Below are 20,277 nucleotides of genomic sequence, written 5' to 3' on the forward strand. Positions count from 1 at the left end.
GTGATTATTTTCAGAAGCTTTCGAAGAATTCTTCAACAACTTCAACCACTTGCGCTTCCGATCTCTCGTCAGCGGGAGGCGAATTCTACAGCGTTACACGCTGCTGTCAACACCTCTTTTTCAACTTCCTTTCGGCTTCGATGAACTGAAGCAACTCACTGCCGAAACCTACATAACTCATTGAATCTCAAGGAGTTTTCCGTTTCGACTGCGCCGGAAGTGGGGCGAATTATAGACATCTGAAATCTGCCGTCAACTGTTAATTTAGCTTTTCTATCGTTCAGTGGAAAAAGCCTTCTATATAGACGATAGAGACGCTTACGCACGCCTGATTCAAAATCAAGGAGACAGCCCCTCTAGCAGCAAGCGCAGGCAAGCCCCCTTGGCCCATGACAAAGCCAGAGCCTTGAGCATTGGGTTAGCGAACAGCAAAGGAGAGGAGTTTCTATAGTAGATGGTGTCCCAGGGCAGGTTCGAACTGCCAACCTTCCCCTTAGGAGGGGGATGCTCTATCCAATTGAGCTACTGAGACACACGTTTCGTCGCAGCAGACGCTGCATGACGGACGGCGTGCATGTTAACCACCGAACCCCGATTTGTCATGTCGTCCGTAGGGCTTTTTAAGTGTAGGCAGGCGCCCTGTGATGCTGCGGGAAGAATTACCGTGCATTTTGCACGCTGCCTTAAAAGCCATCAGTGCAGATTGCAACCTGCACAATCCGTAAAACTTGCTCAAATGCTTGTTTTTAAAGGACTTAACAGAGGTTAGACTGTTGGCACGACGGCTGCTTTGTCTGTTCAATAGAAGAACATTCGGAGCTACGCCCATGAACAGCACCCTTTTGCTTGCAAACGCAATTGCTCTGGCGGTTTTGGTGAGCTTCCATTTTATCCCCGCAAGCGACTCGCCGGAGCCATTGGCCCAGCGTATGCCGCATTACTTGCAGGTACAAAAAGCCCCCCAACTGGCAGTACTGAGCGATCAGGGCACATCAACACCGCTGGCCGTCAGTAACTCTGAGCAAGTGCGACCAGCACTGACCTCCGAACATCTGGTTTTTTGAAATATCTTCAGGAGTACAACATGTCCAAGTCAGCTGCGGGATTTCTGATCCTCGCCCTTTTGAGTGGCGTTGCGCATTTATCGCTGTTCGAAGGCGCTGAAATCACCCTGCCCCTGATTGGCTGCGCCGTTTTTGCCGTGCTATTTGTGCTGGCACTGGCAGCAGGACGAAAGATCAAATTTGATCCGGTTTTACGCTGAGCCGGATCAGACGCAAGAGATCATTGACGGCGTCCGCCAGATCTCCGGAATTGTCGACAATATGTACTGGCCCATCACTTGATCTCCTATCCTTGAACAACGCATTGCGAGCCAGTCTTGCATCAATTTGCTCAAGCGTTTCCCTACCACGCTTGAGCAGACGCTCTCGCAGTACTTCATCCCTGACCGTCAGCAAAACCGGCAGCAACGCTGGATAGCATTCAATTGCCTGACGCAGATTGGCCCTAGAGCCATTGACCAGCACATGCTGCCCATCGCTCAGGCGCTGATCCATTTCCACCGGAATCCCGTAGGCAAGACCATTGGCACGCCAGGCCAGCGAGAAATTGCCAGCATGCTCACGACGCTCGAACTCGTCCGGTGTTACACCAATAGCATCCTCCCCTACCGATTCGGCAGATCGTGTGATCACCCGGCGCATCACATGGCAATTCAAAGCGCGTAATGGCTCCCGAGCTGCCTCAATCAAACTGTCCTTGCCTGAACCGGAAGGCCCCATCAAATAAATTAGCTTGCCATCCATCCTGAAAACGCCCTCCAGCGGGTGCCTGCCACTAGTAAATCGGCAATTTGCCACTATCCTGTAAAGGTAAGGAACAAGGATGCAGAACCCGCATAGAATGCACGTTCTGATGCCTTCGGACATTAATTCATGTGCAGCAGGAAGCGGGCAAGGATGCGGACAGAGGCGAAGTTTTCAAACCAGTCCGCATTTCTGATAATTGGTGCTGGCATTACGCCTTTACCCAGCTCAATATTTGTCACAGAATTGACGCCAATGATCTGGCAATTTTGAGGCATGATGCGGGCCTCTTAACAATTCAGGTTGAACCATTTGGCGCGGATGCTTGTCCTACCACACATCCTGCGGCCAATCCCGAGAACCGCTCCCCTGAACTAACCGGTTAAATATATGCGCCCATTGAAACAGGCAATTTATTCCAGCCGTACGGCTGACAAGTTTGTCGTACGTCTGCCAGACGGAATGCGTGAACGCATTGCCGAGGTGGCTCGCAATCATCATCGCAGCATGAACTCCGAGATCATTGCGCGCCTTGAGCAGAGTCTTATTCAGGAAGGCGCACTGGGCGAAGAGCTGAGCATGCGCCTGGACAGCCCGGAGCTGTCGTTGCACGAGCGCGAGCTGTTGCAACGTTTCCGCCAGCTATCTCATCGTCAGCAAAACGCTTTGGTGTCCTTGATTGCCCATGACGCCGAAATGGCAGCAGACGCGTCCTGAGCCATACCGAACATCTCAAGCCAGCTTAATTGCTGGCTTTTTTTTGCGCGGCATTTGAGATTTCGCAGACACAAAAAAGCCCGCCAATTGGCGGGCAGTTTCGCTAATACCGATCAGAGCAGGAAGATTGTCGCCAACCCCAGGAAGATGAAGAAACCACCACTGTCCGTCATCGCAGTGATCATCACGCTCGCCCCCATCGCCGGATCTCGCCCCATCTTCGCCAGGGTCATAGGGATCAACACCCCCATCAACGCAGCCAGCAACAGATTCAGCGTCATCGCTGCCGTCATTACCACGCCCAGCGACCAACTGCCGTAGAGCAGATAAGCAACGACGCCGATCACACCACCCCAGACCAAGCCATTAATCAAGCCCACCGCCAACTCCTTGCGCATCAGACGCGAGGTATTGCCAGTGCTGACCTGATCGAGCGCCATGGCGCGAACAATCATGGTGATCGTCTGGTTACCGGAATTGCCACCGATACCCGCCACGATCGGCATCAGCGCTGCGAGCGCTACCAGCTTCTCGATCGAGCCTTCGAACAGACCGATCACTCGAGAGGCGACAAACGCAGTGATCAGGTTGACCGCCAGCCATGCCCAACGGTTGCGTAAAGACTTCCAGACGGAGGCGAAGATGTCTTCCTCTTCACGCAGACCGGCCATGTTGAGAACTTCGCTCTCACTCTCTTCACGAATCAGGTCAACCATTTCATCAATGGTCAGACGGCCGATCAACTTGCCGTTCTTGTCGACTACAGGGGCCGAGATCAAGTCGTAACGCTCGAACGCCTGCGCGGCGTCATAAGCGTCCTCGTCCGGGTGAAAACTCACCGGATCGCTGGCCATTACTTCGGCAACCTGCTTGTCCGGGTCATTGACCAGCAGACGCTTGATCGGCAGCACACCCTTGAGCACACCGTCGTAGTCGACGACGAACAGTTTGTCGGTATGACCCGGCAGCTCTTTGAGTCGACGCAGATAACGCAGAACCACTTCGAGGCTGACATCCTCACGGATGGTGACCATCTCGAAGTCCATCAACGCACCGACCTGCTCCTCGTCGTAAGACAGGGCCGACCGTACGCGTTCACGTTGCTGGTTATCCAGACTCTCCATCAGCTCATGGACGACGTCTCGCGGTAGCTCGGAAGCCAGGTCAGCAAGTTCGTCGGCGTCCATGTCCTTGGCCGCAGCCAAGAGCTCGTGATCGTCCATGTCGGCGATCAACGTTTCACGAACGGAGTCGGATACTTCGAGAAGGATATCGCCGTCGCGATCAGCCTTGACCAATTGCCAGAGCGTCAGACGATCGTCCAGCGGCAGGGCTTCAAGGATGTAGGCAACGTCAGCGGAGTGCAGATCATCGAGCTTGCGTTGCAGCTCGACGAGGTTTTGTCGGTGAACCAGGTTTTCGACGCGATCGTGATGCGCGCCTTCCTGGCGGTGAGTCAGGTCTTCGACGACCCGCTGACGCTGCAGCAGTTCGACGACCTGAGCCAGGCGATCCTGCAGGCTTTCTTGTGTTTTCTTTACTTCGATTTCAGACATAGGCGAACTCCACTCCCAGCAGCGGGGCACGCCGGAAGGATCAATCAGTCAATTCATGATTGGTGAAACTATTTACTGAGTAACTACTGGGTAAGTCCATGGAGGTTTTCCATAAGCCCCGGCGGGGCTGACGGGCGCAATGATACACCGCCTGACGGTTTAAAACGTTAAAAAATCGCGGTCGAAACAAGCGCTTGCGAAACAAACCTGAGCACTGTCCTGATCCCTGCAAATGCGACGACTCATCCTGAAAAGAAAACACACCAGCGCCGAAAGATGTAGCGACTACCCTTGAGCGTAGATCGTCATGGAGGACGCCGAATGCCATTGAAACCATCCCACCTCGTACTCACCAGCCTGCTCTGCCTGCCACCCACCGGAGCCGCCCTCACCCTCCATCGCTGCGAAGCCGCTGACGGCAGCATCACGTTCACCTCGATGAGCTGCGCACAAGGCGAGCAGCGCTCAGCACAGGAAGTCCACCCCTACTCACCCGGATCGGTTGTGGCAGTGATGCCAGAACACAACCATGAAGAAACATCAGGCATGACAACGCGAAATAGAGAACCAGGTATTGTTGGCCACACTGAAGACAAATGCGGAAACCTGATCGACGCGAGACAACGTCGCGCCGCGATCATCAATCAACGCGTGATTGCCGGCATGAGTCAGCAAGATGTTGAAAGCGCGCTAGGCAAACCGGACAAGGTGAATATTCGAACATCGACGACGAGCTATCGATACGACCTCAAGCGAGGCCGGAGTGCTCAAATAGATTTTGACGAGAGAGGATGCGTGAAGGCAAAAGCCAAATCGCGGACAGCAAAAAGCCCGCGTTAAACGCGGGCTTTTCGGTATATGGTGCACTCGACAGGATTCGAACCTGTGACCGCTCGGTTCGTAGCCGAGTACTCTATCCAGCTGAGCTACGAGTGCATTTGTGTTTTTAGACCAGACCACAACTGGCTGAAACCAAGTTATTCACATTGCTGCAACTAACTCTTAAATGGTGCACTCGACAGGATTCGAACCTGTGACCGCTCGGTTCGTAGCCGAGTACTCTATCCAGCTGAGCTACGAGTGCATTTGTGTTTTTAGACCAGATCACATCTGGTTGAAGCCAAGTCATTTACATTGCTGTAACTGACTCTTAAATGGTGCACTCGACAGGATTCGAACCTGTGACCGCTCGGTTCGTAGCCGAGTACTCTATCCAGCTGAGCTACGAGTGCATTTGTTGCGCCGCATTATAGCCCGTCTAATCTCTATTCCAACCACTTTTTCTATTAATTTCAACAACTTACAGAAAAAGCCAGATTACGACGTACTAAGCAAATAATGGCGGAGAACGGGGGATTCGAACCCCCGACACCCTTGTGAGGTGTACTCCCTTAGCAGGGGAGCGCCTTCGGCCACTCGGCCAGCTCTCCGCAACACGGGGCGTATCTTAACCAACCTTTTCCCCGTTTGCAAACATAAAAATCGATAAAAATTAATGGCTTGGTTCTTCGTCCTTCTCTTTCTTTATACGCAGGTAAATTTCCTCACGGTGCACGGCAACCTCTTTCGGGGCGTTGACGCCGATACGCACTTGGTTTCCTTTAACGCCGAGCACGGTCACGGTGATTTCGCCATCACCGATAATCAGGCTTTCTGCGCACCGACGAGTCAGAATCAGCATACCTTTCTCCTCACGCAATTCAGTTCAGGGACAACAGTCTGCAAAAAAAAGGCACCCGACCTACAACCGGAGCGATCGTAGCCCTACATGCCTGAGTATTGACCAGCGCGAGCAAAAGAACAGTTCAGGGCTCGCGCCATTCAAAAAATAAAGGGCGCGGTCAGACCGCGCCCTTCAAGAAACGGAATTACTCGCCTTGACGGGCCGGAGCATCCAGTTCGAAAGCCGTGTGCAGGGCGCGCACGGCCAGTTCCAGGTACTTCTCTTCGATGACCACGGAAACCTTGATTTCCGAAGTCGAGATCATCTGGATGTTGATGCTTTCTTTTGCCAGGGACTCGAACATGCGGCTGGCCACACCTGCGTGGGAACGCATGCCGACGCCGACGATCGAGACCTTGGCAATCTTGGTGTCACCAACCACTTCACGGGCACCGATCTCGCGAGCGGTGTTTTCCAGCACGGTCTGTGCGGCCTGGTAGTCGTTGCGGTGTACGGTGAAGGTGAAGTCGGTGGTGTTATCGTGCGCAACGTTCTGCACGATCATGTCGACTTCGATGTTCGCGGCACTGATCGGGCCGAGAATCTTGAACGCCACGCCCGGGGTGTCTGGCACGCCACGGATGGTCAGCTTGGCTTCATCGCGGTTGAAAGCGATGCCGGAAATGATCGGCTGTTCCATGGTTTCCTCTTCATCAATAGTAATGAGGGTGCCCGGACCCTCCTTGAAGCTGTGCAGTACGCGCAGCGGAACGTTGTACTTGCCGGCGAATTCCACCGCACGGATCTGCAACACCTTGGAACCGAGGCTGGCCATTTCCAGCATCTCTTCAAAGGTAATCTTGTCGAGACGCTGAGCGACTGGCACGACACGCGGGTCAGTGGTGTAAACACCATCAACGTCGGTGTAGATCTGGCACTCGTCAGCCTTCAACGCGGCAGCCAGTGCCACACCGGTGGTGTCGGAACCGCCACGACCGAGGGTGGTGATGTTGCCGTGCTCGTCGACGCCCTGAAAACCGGCGACAACCACCACGCGACCCGCTTTCAGATCACCACGAATCTTCTGGTCATCAATCTGCAAGATACGCGCTTTATTGTGCGCACTGTCGGTCAGGATCCGCACCTGGTTACCGGTGTACGACACCGCCGGCACACCGCGCTTGATCAGCGCCATGGCCAACAGGGCAATCGTCACCTGCTCACCGGTGGAAACGATCACGTCCAGTTCACGCGGAACCGGTTGAGTATCGCCACTGATTTGCTTGGCCAGATCGATCAGACGGTTGGTTTCGCCGCTCATTGCAGACAGCACAACCACCAGGTCATCGCCGGCATCGCGGAATTTCTTAACCTTGTCGGCGACCTGCTCGATTCTCTCGACAGTACCGACCGAGGTGCCTCCAAATTTCTGTACGATCAAAGCCATTTCAAAGCCGCCTCTGCCCATGAAGGGCGCCCAATAATCACTCGAACAGCCGCCCGGCCCGCCACTAGACTGCGGGCCGGACGGACTGCCTTATAAACCCTGCTCGACGAATGGAACGGTCAGCGCCAGTGCGCCATCCAGTGCGCCGGCGTCGACACCGCCGCCCTGCGCCATGTCCGGACGACCACCGCCCTTCCCGCCCACTGCCGCAGCAGCCTGCTTCATCAAATCACCGGCTTTGAGTTGGCCAGTCAGGTCTTTGGTTACGCCAGCAACCAGAACGACCTTTTCCTCATGGACACTGCCGAGCAGGATCACTGCGCGACCGAGTTTGTTCTTCAACTGATCAACCAGCGCCAGCAGCGCCTTGGCGTCCTGACCATCCAGACGTGCGGCCAGAACCTTCACGCCTTTGACGTCCAGCGCCGAGGACGACAGATCGTCGCCCGCCGCGCTGGCCGCCTTGGCTTGCAACTGCTCGAGTTGCTTCTCCAGTTGGCGGTTGCGCTCCAGCACAGCTGACAGCTTGTCGATCAGGTTGTCGCGGCTGCCCTTGACCAGGCTGGCCGCTTCCTTGAGTTGTTCTTCTGCCGCGTTCAAGTAGGCCAGTGCTTGCGCACCAGTGACTGCCTCGATACGACGCACGCCCGAGGCCACACCGCCTTCGCTGATGATTTTCAGCAGGCCGATGTCGCCGGTACGGTTGGCGTGGATACCGCCGCACAGCTCGACGGAGAAATCGCCGCCCATGCTCAGCACGCGCACGTTGTCGCCGTACTTCTCGCCGAACAGCGCCATCGCGCCTTTGTTCTTCGCGGTTTCGATGTCGGTTTCTTCGGTTTCAACGGAGGAGTTCTTGCGAATCTCGGCGTTGACGATGTCTTCCAGTGCTTTGATCTGTTCCGGCTTGATCGCTTCAAAGTGACTGAAGTCGAAACGCAGACGCTGGCTATCGACCAACGAACCTTTCTGTTGAACGTGCTCGCCCAATACCTGACGCAGCGCAGCGTGCAGCAAGTGCGTGGCCGAGTGGTTCAGCGAAGTCGCGTGACGCACTTCGGCATCGACGTGAGTTTCCACTGGCGCGCCAATGGTCAGGCTGCCCGAATCCAGCACACCGTGGTGCAGGAACGCGCCGCCGGTCTTGGTGGTGTCACGTACGTCGAAACGTGCGTTGCCAGCCTGCAGATAACCACAGTCGCCGATCTGGCCGCCGGATTCAGCGTAGAACGGCGTCTGGTTCAGAACGATCACCGCCTCTTCGCCTTCATTCAAGACGTCGACCGACTGGCCATCTTTATAGATAGCGACGATTTTTGCCGAACCGCTGGTGTCTTTGTAGCCGGTGAACTCGGTGGCCACATCAACCTTGACCAAGGTGTTGTAGTCCAGACCGAAGGAGCTGGCCGAACGCGCGCGAACACGCTGGGCTTCCATCTCACGCTCGAAACCGGCTTCGTCGACCGTCAGGCTGCGCTCTCGCGCGATGTCGGCGGTCAGGTCCATCGGGAAACCGTAGGTGTCGTAGAGTTTGAACACCACGTCGCCCGGCACCACGGTGCCTTTGAGTTCCAGAAGGTCCTGCTCGAGAATCTTCAGGCCGTGCTCCAGAGTCTTGGAGAACTGCTCTTCTTCAGCCTTGAGCACGCGCTCGATGTTGCTCTGCTGCTTCTTCAGTTCCGGGAAGGCTTCGCCCATCTCGGCAACCAGCGCCGCGACGATCTTGTAGAAGAAGCTGCCAGTGGCGCCCAGCTTGTTACCGTGACGGCAAGCGCGACGGATGATCCGGCGCAGTACATAACCGCGACCTTCGTTGGATGGCAGCACGCCGTCGGCGATCAGGAAACCGCACGAACGGATGTGATCGGAAACAACCTTGAGCGAAGACTGATCGCCATTTTCGCAACCGATGGCTTCAGCCGAGGCCTTCAGCAGGTTCTTGAACAGGTCGATGTCGTAGTTGGAGTTGACGTGCTGCATCACCGCACTGATCCGCTCCAGGCCCATGCCGGTGTCGACCGACGGTGCTGGCAACGGATGCAACACGCCATCGGCGGTGCGGTTGAACTGCATGAACACGTTGTTCCAGATCTCGATGTAACGGTCGCCATCTTCTTCCGGCGAGCCCGGTGGGCCGCCCCAGATGTGGTCGCCGTGATCGTAGAAAATCTCGGTGCATGGGCCGCACGGGCCGGTATCGCCCATGGTCCAGAAGTTGTCGGAGGCGTATGGCGCGCCTTTGTTGTCGCCGATGCGGATCATGCGCTCGACCGGCACACCGATTTGTTTGGTCCAGATGTCATACGCTTCGTCGTCGGAGGCGTAGACGGTGACCCAGAGTTTTTCCTTCGGCAGTTGCAGAACGCCGGTCAGGAAGGTCCACGCGTAGGTAATCGCGTCTTTCTTGAAATAGTCGCCGAAGCTGAAGTTACCGAGCATTTCGAAGAATGTGTGGTGACGGGCGGTATAACCGACGTTTTCCAGGTCGCTGTTCTTGCCACCGGCACGCACGCATTTCTGGCTGCTGGTCGCACGGGTGTACGCACGTTTTTCCTGGCCCAGGAAGCAGTCCTTGAACTGGTTCATCCCCGCGTTAGTGAACAGCAGGGTTGGGTCATTGCCCGGAATCAAAGAGCTGGAGGCTACACGGGTGTGGCCTTGCTCTTCGAAGAAGCGAAGGAAGGCTTCACGGATTTCTGCGCTTTTCATTAGGTTCTTCCACGGAGGCTGCGGCCAAAGGCCTGTTCGAAACGTCAACAGACGAAGCGACGGCAAAGGGCCGCATTATATCGGCCCTGCGCGCGGGGTACAGCGTGTTTATACGATAGAAACGGTCAATTGGACGGCTAACGCTGTCACTTGCGCGAAAACTCGACGAATGTCGCGATCACTTGCTCGATTTGCGAGCGATTGACGTCCATGTGCGTGACCATACGCAGGCGTGCGGCGGCGCTCAACTTGATCCCGCGTTCGGCAGCAAAGGCCTTGATCGCTTCGGCTTTGTCGCCCATTTGCACATAAACCATGTTGGTTTGCACGGGTTCGACGATGAAACCTGCTTCACGCAGACCTTCGGCGAGCAATTTCGCATTGGCGTGATCGTCGGCCAGACGCTCGACGTTGTGATCCAGCGCATACAGCCCCGCCGCCGCCAACAACCCGGCCTGGCGCATGCCGCCACCGACCATTTTGCGCAAACGCCGGGCCTTGCCGATCAGTTGCTCAGAACCGCACAACACCGAGCCGACCGGCGCGCCAAGACCTTTGGACAGGCACACCGACACCGAATCGAAATATTGGGTGATTTCCCGTGCATCGACGCCCAGCTTGACCGCCGCGTTGTACAGGCGCGCGCCGTCGAGGTGCAGTTGCAAGCCTTTGTCCTGAGTGAAGCGACGGGCCCGAGCCAGATACTCCAGCGGCAGGACTTTGCCCTGCATGGTGTTTTCCAGCGCCAGCAGACGGGTCCGGGCGAAATGGAAGTCGTCAGGTTTGATCGCTGCGGCGACCTGATCCAGATCCAGCGATCCATCGGCCTGTACTTCCAGCGGCTGTGGCTGGATCGAACCGAGCACCGCCGCGCCACCGCCCTCGTACTTGTAGGTATGCGCCTGCTGACCCACGACGTATTCGTCGCCGCGCTCACAGTGCGCCATCAACCCCAGCAGATTACTCATGGTGCCGGTCGGCACGAACAGCGCTGCAGCAAACCCCAGACGCTTGGCCAATTCGGCTTCCAGACGATTGACCGTCGGATCTTCGCCGTACACGTCATCGCCAGTGTCCGCCGCAGTCATTGCGTCGAGCATGGCGGGAGTCGGTTGGGTGACGGTGTCGCTGCGAAGATCGATAACGCTCATGAACCTGGCCTCAAGTCAGCAGGGGAAATCCCTTTACGAAGTGGAATTACTGCGGGCATCGCGTGGATTAATCAACCCTTGAGCGCGAAAAGGTCAGGTTACTTCTTGAGAACACACCATCCATGTGGGAGCGAGCCTGCTCGCGAAAGCAGTCTGTCAGTGACACATCTGCTGACTGACACACTGCTTTCGCGAGCAGGCTCGCTCCCACAGGTTCTGTGCAGGGCCGGAAAATATGTGTTAAAAACGCTGCGCCGCCCGAGAAAGGGCGGCAAAAACGTTCTCAGGGCGGGGTGCAATTCCCCACCGGCGGTAATTGCGCGCAATGCGTATAGCCCGCGAGCGCTTGGTGCTGACACGGCTTTGGTTGTGCGCGGCGGCAAGGTCAGCAGACCCGGTGTGATTCCGGGGCCGACGGTCATAGTCCGGATGAAGAGAGAACGGGATTAACGCCAAAGGGCCGTCCGCGCAATGTTGTGCGTGTGCGCACCCTTGAATCCCTTTCGATTCATAACGCCCTGTTTTTCACACAAACAGGAGTCAGAACATGCAACCCACCGCTATCGACAGCAAAAGCAAACACCCTCATGGCGAGCGCGTCGCGTTCATCCAGGCCTGCTGGCACAAGGAAATCGTCGACCAGAGCCGTAAAGGCTTCGTCGCCGAAATGATTGCCTTGGGTTATCAGGAATCGGACATCGATATCTTCGAAGTCGGCGGCGCCTTTGAAATGCCTCTGCACGCCAAGTTGCTGGCCAAGACCGGTCGTTATGCCGGCATCGTCGCCGCAGCCTTGGTCGTGGACGGCGGCATCTACCGTCACGAGTTCGTCGCCCAGTCGGTGGTCAGCGGCCTGATGCAAGTGCAGCTGGAAACCGAAGTGCCGGTGTTCTCGGTGTCGCTGACGCCGCATCACTTCCATGCTGGCGACGAACATCAGAAGTTTTTCTTTGAGCACTTTGTGCACAAGGGTCAGGAAGCGGCGCGGACTTGCGCGGATACGCTGCGCAAGGTTCGCGCGCTGCGCCGTACTGAGCCGCATGCTGTAGCCGTGTAAACACGGAACCAAAACTGTAGGAGTGAGCCTGCTCGCGATAGCGGAGTGTCAGTCGACCAATGTAGTGACTGATACATTGCAATCGCGAGCAGGCTCACTCCTACAGGGGTTTTGCGTAGGATCAGGCGAGATTTTCGTCGGTGGTCGGGACGATCAGGATGCCCGCGCGCAAGCCGTTTTTGACCTTCGGATTGGGGAAAATGATCCTCGCGCCCTCTTCCTCAATGATCCAGCGGGTATTGGCCAGATCCTCGGCCAGCACATACCCCATCTCCAACTCGGAAAAGTTTTCGATGTCCTGCGGCAGGTTCAAACGAAAGGCATCGCTGTGCTTGATGATTTCCCGCGCGACGCTGAACAGCTGCAAACCATCCAGCCGTGGTTCAGCCATCTCCGGCTCAGTGCCTTCGATGATCTGCTTCAGACGAGTTTCCAGCAGCGAGACGTTAACCCCGTCGTTCTGCCCGAACGGCCGCGCCTTGCCCAGTTCCAGCGTGAAAGCCTCGGCACCGAGTTTGTCGTAGGTGTACGAGCTGAACACGATCGACGGTTTGTTCTGCAACAGCACCGCCTCCATGCCGGCAGCGCGCAGGCGCGCCAGCTCAAGGCGTGAATGCTGGCGACCTTCCTTCCACGGATACAGCGCGAACTGTTCGATCTTCGAGCCGCGAATAGCGGTGTGCAGGTCGTAGTGCAGACGCTGGCGATCCGGCAGGCTGAAGAAACTCGCCGCCAACCGCTCCAGCTCACAGGCACGCAGCGCTTCGCTGCCACTGCTTTGTTCATGACGGCCGTTGAACAGCCGATTGACGTCCTGCTCGACGAAACGCTCGCCTTTGCGAATCGCTTCCGGGTTGCCGAACAGGAACAGAATGCGTGCGCGCGGCTTCAGATCGCCACGTGCGATGTCGTGCAGCAACCGATCAAGCAACTCGATCGGTGCAGTTTCGTTGCCGTGGATGCCCGCCGACAGCAGCAGGTCCAGGCCATTGTCGCGCGCTTCCGGCGGCCGGACTTCCAGCGCACCTTCGCTCAACCAGCGCATCCGCACGCCTTCGACAGTCAGTTGAGTCTTCTCCGCCGGTTCGCGGCCGGCGAGGGTCAGTTCAAGCAGTTTGCCGAGGGCGAGCATAGAGCGGTTTCCTTAGTGGTCGTGGTTGCAATCCGGGCCGTGCACGTGGTCTTCGTCGTCGCCGACGTCAGCCGGTTCCATTTCCAGTTGCAGACTTACCAGATTAGTCGCCAATGGGCGCAGCAGCAGGTTGGCGTACTCGGCGTCACCTTCTTCAACGTCCACGCCGATCAGCAGTTGGCCGCGGCCGTCCTGCTGGATCCACAGCTCTTTGCCTTGCCACATGACCGCGACGCGGGTGCAGGAAGTCTCCAGTTGCGTGCCGTCGGTGTCTTCAAGGATCAGCTGCAGGGAATCGCTCATGTTTTTACTCTCTTGGGGAGACAAGCCGCGCGCCGCTTTCAGGCGACGCGCCGGCCATCAATTGATCTGGAATGGATAAACCGCGCCCAGTTTAAGGATTTGCGTCAGTTCATCCAGTGCCGTCCGGCATTCAAGCAGCAATTGCGGATCCGCCAGATCGGTTTCGCTCAGGCGGTCGCGGTAGTGCTTTTCAACCCATGCGGTCAACGAACCGTACAACGGTGGCGTCATGATAACCCCTGGGTTGACCGCCGCCAGTTCGGTTTCGTTAAGCGCGACGCGCAGTCGCAGGCACGCCGGGCCACCGCCGTTCTGCATGCTTTGCTTGAGGTCGAAGACTTTCACTTCGCGGATCAGGCCGCCGGAGCTGGTCAGACTTTGCAGGTAAGCCCAGACGCGTTCGTTGGCCTGGCACTCTTGCGGAACGATCAGCAGCATCGAGCCGTCAGGACGCGACAGCAATTGGCTGTTGAACAGGTAGGAACGGACCGCGTCATCCACGGTGACTGCCGAACGCGGCACACACACGGACTGGAAATTGCCGCCGACTTTGGCGAGCTTGCTTTGCAGCTCGGCCAGCATCGACTCGGTGTCGAGGAAGGCGTCCTCGTGATAGAACAGCACCTCGCCATTACCTACGGCGATCACGTCGTTGTGGAACACGCCCTGATCGATCACGTTCGGGTTCTGCTGGGCGTAGACCACGCCCTCATCACGCAGACCGTGCAGACGGGCAACGGCTTGCGAGGCTTCGAGGGTCTGGCGCGCCGGGTATTTCTGCGGCGCCGGGAAACGGTTGTCGAAGGCGCTGCGACCGAACACGAAGAACTCGACGCCCGCCTCGCCATACTCACGACAGAAACGCGTGTGGTTGGCCGCGCCTTCGTCACCGAACTGCGCGACCGCTGGCAATGCTGCGTGATGAGCAAAGTTCTGCTGATTGGCGAACATCGCGCCGAGCACGCGGCTGGTGGTCGGGTGCTCGATGCTGCGGTGGTATTTGCAGTTGAGGTTGGCGGCGGTGAAGTGCACGCGGCCATCAGCGGTATCGGCACTCGGGCTGACGGTGGCGGCGTTGGCCACCCACATGCTCGACGCCGAGCAACTGGCGACCAGCAGCGGCATCGCCTCTTTGGCGGCGCGCTCGATCACTTGCGCGTCAGTGCCGCTGAAACCCAGACGGCGCAGAGCGGCCACGTCCGGACGCTCCTGCGGTGCCAGCACACCTTGCTGAAAGCCCATTTCCATCAGCGCTTTCATCTTCGCCAGACCTTGCAGCGCGGCTTCCTTCGGGTTCGAAGATTGCTGGCTGTTGCTCTGGGAGGCAACGTTGCCGTAGGACAGACCACCGTAGTTATGGGTCGGCCCCACTAGACCGTCAAAGTTGACTTCATAGGATTTCATCAGCGAGGCTCCACGAGAATCTGTTGTTATAGGCTTCAGGTAACAATTCAGTCAGACCGCGTCGCGGCTATCGCGAGCAGGCTCACTCCTACAGGGATTTTCATCGCTCTTGTAGGAGTGAGCCTGCTCGCGATGGCCGTTACGCCATTTTCACGCCAGGCGTCAGGGCTGCTGGCAAAGTCAGGCTCGGTGTTTCCAGCGACGCCACCGGGTACGCGCAGTAATCCGCTGCGTAGTAGGCACTGGCGCGATGGTTGCCCGAGGCACCGACACCACCAAACGGCGCGCTGCTCGCAGCACCGGTCAGTTGTTTGTTCCAGTTGACGATCCCGGCACGGCTTTCCAGCCAGAACTGCTGATAACGCGCTTCGGAATCCGACAAAAGACCAGCGGCCAGACCATATGCCGTGTCATTGGCCTCAGCGATCGCCGCTTCGAAATCGGTGTAGCGGATTACTTGCAGCAACGGGCCGAACAGTTCTTCGTCTGGACGATCGGCTACCGCCGTCACGTCAACAATGCCCGGCGTCAGCAACGCGGCTTGCGCCTGTGGCTGAGTCATCGCCAGCAACGACACCGCGCCATTGGCCAACAGATGTGCTTGAGCGTCCATCAGCGCTTTCGCCGCGCCGAGGGAAATCACCGAGCCCATGAACGGCGCCGGTTGCTTATCGAATGCACCGACCTCGATGGTCGAGCTGACTTCAACCAAACGCTTGAGCAGGCTGTCGCCCCACGCGCCCTGCGGCACCAGCAGACGGCGTGCACAGGTGCAACGCTGGCCGGCAGAAATGAACGCCGACTGAATGATCGTGTAAACCGCCGCATCCAGATCCGCGACCTGATCGACCACCAGCGGGTTGTTGCCGCCCATTTCCAGCGCCAGAATCTTGTCCGGTCGCCCGGCAAATTGCTGGTGCAGATGATTGCCGGTGCGGCTCGAACCGGTGAAGAACAAGCCGTCGATGCCCGGGTTCGCCGCCAGCGCGATGCCGGTTTCGCGAGCACCTTGCAGCAGGTTCAAAACGCCTGCCGGCAGACCGGCTTCGATCCAGCACTTGACCGTCAGCTCGGCGACTTTCGGCGTCAGTTCGCTTGGCTTGAACAGCACGCTGTTACCCGCCAGCAATGCCGGAACGATGTGACCGTTCGGCAAGTGGCCGGGGAAGTTGTAAGGGCCGAACACCGCGACTACGCCGTGCGGCTTATGACGCAACACGGCAGTAGCGTCGCCCAACGGGCCGCTCTTCTCGCCGGTACGCTCGCGGTAGCTCTGTACCGAGATGGCAATCTTGTTGACCATGCTGGTCACTTCGGTCGCAGATTCCCACAACGGTTTGCCGGTCTCTTCACCAATGGTGCGAGCCAGTTCGTCAGCGTGGTTTTTCAGCGACGCGGCGAAAGCTTCAAGCACGCTGATGCGCTCGTCCAGCGTACGACGCGCCCAACCCGGAAACGCCTGACGCGCAGCCTGCACCGCCGATTCAACCTGAGCAGTGGTGGCGCCCTCCCCCGACCACAGCACTTGCTGGGTCACCGGGTTCAGCGATTGAAAAGCTTCACCCTGACCGGCCAGCCACTCACCTGCGATGTATAGCGAATTCATTATTTCGACTCCCGTGCAGCGGACAACGCCACGGCGCGCACTTGATCGCCAGCGTTGAGTTGAAGACGTTTGGCGGTCTGCGGATCGACCACCAACGTACCGGCAGCCAGACGTGCCGGCGCAGCGGTGATGCGGCAGTCTTCGCGCTTGCGGTTATGGATGATGAACGGCGTCGCGTCGTCGCCCGGTGTGCCAACGGCCAGCACCAGCGCTTCACTGTCACGCACCGCGCGGATCTTGCCGGTTTCGCATTCGATGGCAGGGCCGGCGTCGAAAATGTCGACGTAACCCTGATAGCTGAAACCTTCACCCTTGAGCATCGCCAAGGCTGGCTCGGTGTCCGGGTGAACCTGACCGATGACACTGCGCGCGCCTTCGGAGAGGAAGCAGGTGTACAGCGGGAATTTCGGCATCAGCTCAGCGATGAACGCCTTGTTGCCGACACCAGTGAGGTAGTCAGCCTGACTGAATTCCATTTTGAAGAAGTGCCGACCGAGGCTTTCCCAGAACGGCGAACGACCGGCGTCATCGGAGACACCGCGCATTTCGGCAATGATCTTGTTGCCGAACAATTCCGGGAATTCGGCAATGAACAACATCCGCGCCTTCGACAGCATGCGACCGTTGAGACCGCTGCGGTAATCGGCGTGCAGAAACAAAGAGCACAGCTCGGAATTACCGGTCAGGTCGTTGGCCAGAAACAGCGTCGGAATTTCGCGATAGATGTTCAGTTCTTGCGAGGCACTGACCGTCAGGCCAACCCGGAAGTTGTACCAAGGCTCACGCATGCCGACCGCGCCAGCGATCGCAGAAATCCCCACCACGCGACCGTCGTCATCTTCGAGCACGAACAGGTAGTCCGCATCGCCACGGCCGGCTTCCCCGCGAAAGGTCTTCTCGGCCCAGCCGACCCGATGGGCCAGACGTTCTTCGTTGGCCGGCAATGTGGTCAGGCCGGTGCCGGTGCTGCGGGCCAGGTCGATCAGCGCGGATAAATCGCTGCTGCGTACGGGACGAACAATCATGCTATCTCCTCAAACGGGCCGCTTTCGCCACCCGTGAAACTCGCTAAGGCGTTAAACCGCCACCAGGCGCACGCTGGCACCTTCACCGACGCCCAGGGCTTCGGCCGCTTCCAGATCCAGAGTCACCGGTTTACCCGGCGCGTAGTCCAGCTCCAGCAATACCGCGCGGTAATCCTGCAACTGCGCGTTGGCCACCAGATACTGGCGCCCGGCGCCTTTCACCGGCTCGCCGATCTTCACCGGCACCACACGGCTCTGGGCGATCGAACGGATCCCCGAAACGCGCGCATGCAGGGTCGGGCCACCGTCGAAAATGTCGATGTAGTGATCGGTCTCGAAGCCTTCGCGCATCAGGATGTCGAAGGTGATCTGCGCACGCGGGTGCACCTGGCCCATCGCCTCTTGGGCGGAATCCGGCAGCAGCGGCACGTAGATCGGGTAATGCGGCATCAGCTCGGCGAGGAACGTACGGCTTTTCAGCCCGCACAGACGTTCGGCTTCGGCGTAGTTGAGGTCGAAGAAGTTGCGACCGATCGCATCCCAGAATGGCGAGTCGCCATTCTCGTCGCTGTAACCGACGATCTCGGTCACCACCGAATCGGCAAAACGCTCCGGGTGGCTGGCGACGAACAGCAAACGGCCACGGGAGTTGAGCTCGGACCACGGCGAACCGACCAGCTCGCGCTGCACGTAGAAACTGGTCAACAAACTGTTGCCGGTCAGGTCGTGGCACTGCGAGAGCACGTGGATCTTGTTGTGGATCTTCAACTCGCGCGAGGCGTGCACGAAGGTCTCGTTGCGGAAGCTGTAGAACGGTTCCGAATAACCGGCCGAAGCAACAATCGCCGAGCAGCCGACCAGCTTGCCGGTAGTGGAATCTTCGAGAACGAAGAAGTAACTCTCTTCACCGTTGAAGCTCACTTCGGCAGCGAACGAAGCTTCGCTTGCAGCGATCTTGTCGCTCAGACGTTCCACGTCATCCGGCAAGGAAGTGACACCAATCGGGCTGTCCGCAGCCAGACGCTGTACCTCGCCCAGATCAGCCATTTGCGCGGGGCGCATCACCAGCATGGTGTCACTCCTTTTCTCTTATCAATTCACAGAAAAATAACCGGGCCTACATAGAGATCAATGTAGGAGTGAGCCTGCTCGCAATTGCGGTCTGTCAGAAACCAATGAGTCGACTGACATACCGCAATCGCGAGCAGGCTCACTCCTACAGTTGATCTGGTCCGGCATAAAATTTTGATCGACGCCTGAAAAACTCCAGGCGCCGAAGGGTCTATCAGGCTTGCGTCAGTGCTGCAGCAGCGCGTTCAAAACGATCCAGACCGGCATCGATATCGGCGTCTTCCACCACCAGGCTCGGGGCGAAACGGATCACGTCCGGGCCGGCTTGCAGAATCATCAGGCCTTCTTTTTCAGCGGCGTTGAAGATGTCTTTGGCCTTGCCTTTCCAGGCATCGCTCAGCACGCAACCGATCAGCAGACCGAGACCACGCACTTGGGTGAACAGGCCGTATTTCTCGCCGATCTGCTCAAGGCGCGCCTTGAACTTGTCGTGCTTGGCGTTCACGCCGTTCAGCACTTCTGGAGTATTGATCACGTCGATCACTGCTTCAGCGACTGCGCAGGCCAGCGGGTTGCCGCCGTACGTGGTGCCGTGAGTGCCGACGACCAGATGTTTGGCCAGCGCTTCGGTGGTCAGCATTGCCGCGATCGGGAAACCACCGCCCAGGCTCTTCGCGCTGGTGAGGATGTCCGGGGTCACGCCGTAATGCTGGTAGGCGAACAGCTTGCCGCTGCGACCCATGCCGGTCTGCACTTCGTCGAACACCAGCAGCGCGTTGTTCGCGTCGCAGAGTTCGCGGGCACCTTGCAGGTAGGCTAGTTCGGCTGGCAGTACGCCGCCCTCACCTTGAATCGGTTCCAGCACGACCGCACAGGTCTTGTCGGAAACGGCGGCTTTCAGCGCGGCCAGGTCGTTATAAGGCACGTGGGTGATGCCGGTGATTTTCGGGCCGAAACCGTCGGAGTACTTCGACTGGCCACCGACGTTGACGGTGAACAGGGTACGGCCGTGGAAGCTGTTCAGCGCGGCGATGATTTCGTACTTCTCGGTGCCGAAACGGTCGAACGCCACACGACGGGCCAGCTTGAACGCGGCCTCGTTGGCTTCAGCGCCGGAGTTGCAGAAGAACACGCGCTCGGCGAACGTGGCGTCGATCAGCTTGTGCGCCAGACGCAAGGCCGGTTCGTTGGTGAACACGTTGGACACGTGCCACAGCTTGTTCGCTTGCTCGGTCAAGGCACCGACCAGCGCCGGGTGCGCATGGCCCAATACGTTAACGGCAATCCCGCCGGCGAAGTCGATCAGCTCGCGGCCGGCCTGATCCCAGACACGGGAACCGGCGCCACGCACCGGAATGAAAGCGGCAGGCGCGTAGTTGGGAACCATTACCTGGTCGAAATCAGCGCGTTGTACCGCAGCGTGCTCAACGGACATCGGAGTCTCCTGATGAGGGCCACCCGCCTGAAACTGGCGAGCGATGGGGGGATTGTAAGGACAGTTTTCTGCCCGGCCTTGTCGCCAAGCGACAACTTCTTATAGCGCAAACCCCGGATTTTCCCGGGTTTACGGCAATGCGACAAATAGCGTCGCAAAGGCGCAGTTTACCGGGCGCCGCCGATTTGCGGCA

Annotated in this window: 18 protein-coding genes, 5 tRNA genes and 1 riboswitch; of the genes, 5 read left to right on the forward strand and 18 right to left on the reverse strand. The window is 58.0% G+C overall.

All coding sequences use genetic code 11. The annotated features are described in order from the left end of the window. Positions 1–455: 455 nt before the first annotated feature. Positions 456–532: transfer RNA gene (locus VY732_RS22310), tRNA-Arg, on the reverse strand. Positions 533–827: 295 nt separating this feature from the next. Here VY732_RS22310 and VY732_RS22315 point away from each other — a divergent pair. Both VY732_RS22315 and VY732_RS22320 read left to right on the forward strand, forming a co-directional pair. Then, entirely contained in the window at positions 828–1,064 is a 237-nt protein-coding gene (locus VY732_RS22315; RefSeq protein WP_137218949.1) for a hypothetical protein, read from the forward strand. Between the two features lie 20 nt (positions 1,065–1,084). Beyond that, the gene (locus VY732_RS22320) at positions 1,085–1,264 is read left to right on the forward strand and encodes a PA3371 family protein (RefSeq protein ID WP_077574181.1); all 180 of its coding nucleotides are present in this window, start codon (positions 1,085–1,087) and stop codon (positions 1,262–1,264) included. On the opposite strand, the gene phnN is transcribed toward VY732_RS22320, so the two are convergent. Continuing rightward, positions 1,239–1,808 carry a phosphonate metabolism protein/1,5-bisphosphokinase (PRPP-forming) PhnN gene (gene phnN / locus VY732_RS22325; protein ID WP_077574182.1) on the reverse strand — a complete coding sequence of 190 codons (570 nt, stop codon included), beginning with the start codon at positions 1,806–1,808 and terminating at the stop codon, positions 1,239–1,241. The two genes, VY732_RS22320 and phnN, sit on opposite strands and share 26 nt — an antisense overlap. Before the next feature lie 390 nt (positions 1,809–2,198). Here phnN and VY732_RS22330 point away from each other — a divergent pair, with 390 nt between their 5' ends. Next, positions 2,199–2,525, forward strand: a complete 327-nt coding sequence (locus VY732_RS22330) for an Arc family DNA-binding protein (RefSeq protein WP_003178899.1) — start codon at positions 2,199–2,201, stop codon at positions 2,523–2,525. 113 nt (positions 2,526–2,638) lie between these two features. Here the strand turns inward: VY732_RS22330 and mgtE are convergent, their stop codons facing one another. Further along, positions 2,639–4,081, reverse strand: a complete 1,443-nt coding sequence (mgtE, locus tag VY732_RS22335; protein WP_034153320.1) for a magnesium transporter — start codon at positions 4,079–4,081, stop codon at positions 2,639–2,641. 321 nt (positions 4,082–4,402) lie between these two features. On the opposite strand from mgtE, the gene VY732_RS22340 reads away from it, so the two are divergent. Further along, a complete protein-coding gene (locus VY732_RS22340; protein WP_123594080.1) occupies positions 4,403–4,921 on the forward strand; it encodes a cell envelope protein SmpA in 519 nt (172 codons plus the stop codon). Positions 4,922–4,940: 19 nt separating this feature from the next. On the opposite strand, the gene VY732_RS22345 is transcribed toward VY732_RS22340, so the two are convergent. From VY732_RS22345 to ltaE, 8 genes are all read right to left on the reverse strand, one after another. Continuing rightward, positions 4,941–5,017, reverse strand: a tRNA-Arg gene (locus VY732_RS22345). Positions 5,018–5,088: 71 nt separating this feature from the next. Continuing rightward, positions 5,089–5,165 (reverse strand) — tRNA-Arg (locus tag VY732_RS22350). A 71-nt stretch (positions 5,166–5,236) separates the two neighbouring features. Continuing rightward, positions 5,237–5,313: transfer RNA gene (locus VY732_RS22355), tRNA-Arg, on the reverse strand. Positions 5,314–5,420: 107 nt separating this feature from the next. Then, positions 5,421–5,511 (reverse strand) — tRNA-Ser (locus tag VY732_RS22360). 62 nt (positions 5,512–5,573) lie between these two features. Beyond that, positions 5,574–5,762, reverse strand: coding sequence for a carbon storage regulator CsrA (csrA, locus tag VY732_RS22365; protein ID WP_002554426.1), 189 nt, complete (start codon positions 5,760–5,762; stop codon positions 5,574–5,576). Positions 5,763–5,949: 187 nt separating this feature from the next. After that, positions 5,950–7,191, reverse strand: coding sequence for an aspartate kinase (locus VY732_RS22370; RefSeq protein ID WP_007919332.1), 1,242 nt, complete (start codon positions 7,189–7,191; stop codon positions 5,950–5,952). A 90-nt stretch (positions 7,192–7,281) separates the two neighbouring features. Continuing rightward, on the reverse strand, positions 7,282–9,900 hold the full coding sequence (gene alaS / locus VY732_RS22375) for an alanine--tRNA ligase (protein WP_331691790.1): 2,619 nt from the start codon (positions 9,898–9,900) through the stop codon (positions 7,282–7,284). Positions 9,901–10,046: 146 nt separating this feature from the next. After that, positions 10,047–11,051 carry a low-specificity L-threonine aldolase gene (gene ltaE / locus VY732_RS22380; RefSeq protein WP_331691791.1) on the reverse strand — a complete coding sequence of 335 codons (1,005 nt, stop codon included), beginning with the start codon at positions 11,049–11,051 and terminating at the stop codon, positions 10,047–10,049. Positions 11,052–11,326: 275 nt separating this feature from the next. Further along, a riboswitch (FMN riboswitch) is annotated at positions 11,327–11,497 on the forward strand. A 101-nt stretch (positions 11,498–11,598) separates the two neighbouring features. Here ltaE and VY732_RS22385 point away from each other — a divergent pair. Then, positions 11,599–12,108 carry a 6,7-dimethyl-8-ribityllumazine synthase gene (locus VY732_RS22385; RefSeq protein ID WP_007919335.1) on the forward strand — a complete coding sequence of 170 codons (510 nt, stop codon included), beginning with the start codon at positions 11,599–11,601 and terminating at the stop codon, positions 12,106–12,108. Positions 12,109–12,229: 121 nt separating this feature from the next. On the opposite strand, the gene astE is transcribed toward VY732_RS22385, so the two are convergent. From astE to VY732_RS22420, 7 genes are all read right to left on the reverse strand, one after another. Beyond that, positions 12,230–13,240 (reverse strand): succinylglutamate desuccinylase, encoded by a 1,011-nt coding sequence (gene astE / locus VY732_RS22390; protein ID WP_077574187.1) that lies wholly within the window; start codon positions 13,238–13,240, stop codon positions 12,230–12,232. 12 nt (positions 13,241–13,252) lie between these two features. Then, complete coding sequence (locus VY732_RS22395) at positions 13,253–13,543, reverse strand: hypothetical protein (RefSeq protein WP_007919345.1); 291 nt, start codon at positions 13,541–13,543, stop codon at positions 13,253–13,255. A 57-nt stretch (positions 13,544–13,600) separates the two neighbouring features. Next, entirely contained in the window at positions 13,601–14,947 is a 1,347-nt protein-coding gene (gene astB / locus VY732_RS22400) for an N-succinylarginine dihydrolase (RefSeq protein ID WP_331691792.1), read from the reverse strand. A 139-nt stretch (positions 14,948–15,086) separates the two neighbouring features. Then, on the reverse strand, positions 15,087–16,556 hold the full coding sequence (gene astD, locus VY732_RS22405) for a succinylglutamate-semialdehyde dehydrogenase (protein ID WP_331695888.1): 1,470 nt from the start codon (positions 16,554–16,556) through the stop codon (positions 15,087–15,089). Then, positions 16,553–17,578 (reverse strand): arginine N-succinyltransferase, encoded by a 1,026-nt coding sequence (gene astA / locus VY732_RS22410; protein ID WP_077574191.1) that lies wholly within the window; start codon positions 17,576–17,578, stop codon positions 16,553–16,555. Before astA ends, astD begins: the two co-directional genes overlap by 4 nt. 51 nt (positions 17,579–17,629) lie before the next feature. After that, on the reverse strand, positions 17,630–18,649 hold the full coding sequence (gene aruF / locus VY732_RS22415) for an arginine/ornithine succinyltransferase subunit alpha (protein ID WP_007919353.1): 1,020 nt from the start codon (positions 18,647–18,649) through the stop codon (positions 17,630–17,632). 214 nt (positions 18,650–18,863) lie between these two features. Next, the gene (locus VY732_RS22420) at positions 18,864–20,084 is read right to left on the reverse strand and encodes an aspartate aminotransferase family protein (protein WP_008077923.1); all 1,221 of its coding nucleotides are present in this window, start codon (positions 20,082–20,084) and stop codon (positions 18,864–18,866) included. Between the last annotated feature and the right edge of the window lie 193 nt (positions 20,085–20,277).

The sequence above is a fragment of the Pseudomonas sp. ZY71 genome, assembly GCF_036542145.1.
GTDB classification, from domain to species: domain Bacteria; phylum Pseudomonadota; class Gammaproteobacteria; order Pseudomonadales; family Pseudomonadaceae; genus Aquipseudomonas; species Aquipseudomonas koreensis_A.